Source organism: Inquilinus sp., assembly GCF_057815775.1.
Genome location: NZ_JBYRFX010000330.1, coordinates 1 through 2,194, shown reverse-complemented (window position 1 = coordinate 2,194; position 2,194 = coordinate 1). Strand labels below are relative to the sequence as shown.

Sequence of the window (2,194 nt, the reverse complement as noted above, 5' to 3'; positions counted from 1 at the left end):
CCGACGGCACTGTGGTCTCCGACCTGGTGCGGGTGCTGAAGAACAACACCGGCTACGACCTGAAGGACCTGATTGCCGGGTCCGAGGGCACGCTGGGCATCGTCACCCGCGCCGTGATCCGGCTGGAACGGCTGGTCGCCCCGGCGGCGACGGCGTTCGTCGGCTGCGCCTCGGCCGATGCGGCGCTGATCGCGGCCGGGCGACTGCGCGACCGCTTCCCCGGTCGGCTGCGGGCGCTGGAGATCCTGTGGCATGAATATGCCGCCATGGTGGCGGGAGAACACGGCCAGTCGTTGACCGGCTTCGGCCTGGACCCTGCACCGGTCTACCTGCTGACCGAGGCCGAGCAGGACCCGGACCTCGACATCGCTGCGGCGCTGGAGGCGGAGATCGGCACGCTGTGGGAGGAGGGGGCGGTGACCGGCGCCGCCCTGGCCCAGAATGAGCGGCAGCGCGAGCTGTTCTGGCGCATCCGCGACGATTCCGATGCGGTCAGCCGGCCCTGCCCGGATGCCAAGACCTTCGACGTGTCGGTGCCGCTGTCGGCGCTGCCGGCCTATGTCACGCGCATCCGCGCCGACCTGGCCGCCGCGTTTTCCCCTGATATGCGGGTCTATGTCTTCGGCCACCTCGCCGACGGCAATCTGCACATCATGGTCGGCGACCGGCCGGCCGGATCGATGGGCCGGATCGAGGCGATCCTCTATGACGGCCTCGCCGCCCTCGGCGGCTCCTTCTCGGCCGAACACGGCATCGGGCTGGAGAAGCAGGAGGCCTTCCGCCTCTACGGCGACCCGGCGCGTCGCGCGGCGATGGCGGCGGTGAAGGCGGCGCTGGACCCGACGGGAATTCTCAACCCGGGGAAGATCCTGGGGTAGGGCAGGGATTATACGGCCGGCAGTGATGGACGACTCGAGAGGGATTCCCGAGAGTTGGTTTGTATGATTCCCTGGTGCCATTCTCGCTAGGGAGGTTGGCATGGCAGCGGTGGCGATCACGCGGACGGAGTTGGATGCGGCTGGACTGCGCCGTGCGGCGGGTCGGAGCAGAGATGTGGCGGCGGCGCGGCGGATGCTGGCGCTGGCGTTGGTGCTGGAAGGCAGCAATCGCACGGAAGCGGCGCGTTCGGCCGGAATGGATCGGCAGACACTGCGCGACTGGGTGCATCGTTACAACGAGCAGGGGCTGGCAGGGCTTTCCGACAGGCGGGGCAAAGTCGGCCCAAAGCGGCGGCTGTCGTCCGGCCAGGAGGCCGAGTTGGCCGAACTGGTCCGCAAGGGGCCGGACCTGGCCGAGCATGGCGTCGTGCGGTGGCGCCGGTCTGATCTGGCGCGGGTGATCGAGGCTCGCTTCGGTGTGGTGCTGGCCGAGCGCAGCGTAGGCGCCGTGCTGCATCGGTTGGGCTTCCGCCGCCTTGTGGCGCGTCCCCGCCATCCCGGGCACGACGCTTCGGCCCAGGCGTCTTTCAGACCGGGTTCCAGGCCCTCGTAGACGCAGCCCTGCCCGAAGCCGCGCGCGGCAAGCCACTTGAGGTCTGGTGGCAAGACGAGGCGCGGATCGGCCAACAGGGCACTCTCACCCGGGTCTGGGCCGAACGGGGCTCACGCCCGGTTGCACCCAGGGATCAACGCTACGCGTGGGCCTATCTGTTCGGTGCGGTCTGCCCGGCACGCGGCGCCGCTGCGGGTCTCGTGCTCCCCTTCGCGAATGCCGCGATGATGAACCTGCATCTCGCCGAGATCAGCCGCAAGGTCGCGCCGGACGCACATGCCGTCCTAGTGCTGGACGGCGCGGGCTGGCACATGACCGGCGGCCGCCTGCGCGTACCAGGAAACATCACCCTTCTCCACTTGCCGCCATACAGCCCTGAACTCAACCCCGTCGAGAACATCTGGGCCTATCTCCGCGGCAACAAACTCAGCAACCGCGTGTTCGACGACTACCAGGCGATCGTCCAGGCCTGCTGTGATGCCTGGAACTGGCTGATCCACACCCCCGACCGCATCACCTCAATCGCTACTCGAAGCTGGGCGGTCACTCAATGACGCCGCCGGTATTACACGTCGTTTTCGGGTTGCTTACACCCGCTTACAGGAGGGTTTTCCCCTCCCGTGACTGTGGCCGTTTGTACGACGGGGTCTACCTCGCTAGATCGGCGCGGCGTTGTCGCGCTGCATTGCGGATGTTGTACGAT

Annotated in this window: 2 protein-coding genes; both read left to right on the top strand. The window is 68.0% G+C overall.

Annotated elements, in window-relative coordinates:
- A partial coding sequence (locus AC3XYG_RS11830; RefSeq protein WP_489140032.1) for an FAD-binding oxidoreductase occupies positions 1-878 on the top strand: 878 nt, incomplete at its 5' end.
- Positions 879-978: 100 nt separating this feature from the next.
- Positions 979-2,045 (top strand): IS630 family transposase gene (locus AC3XYG_RS11825; protein ID WP_489140031.1). Its coding sequence is split into 2 segments (ribosomal slippage): positions 979-1,471 and positions 1,471-2,045, totalling 1,068 coding nucleotides; the frame shifts between segments, so codons are not numbered across the junction.
- Positions 2,046-2,194 lie beyond the last annotated feature (149 nt).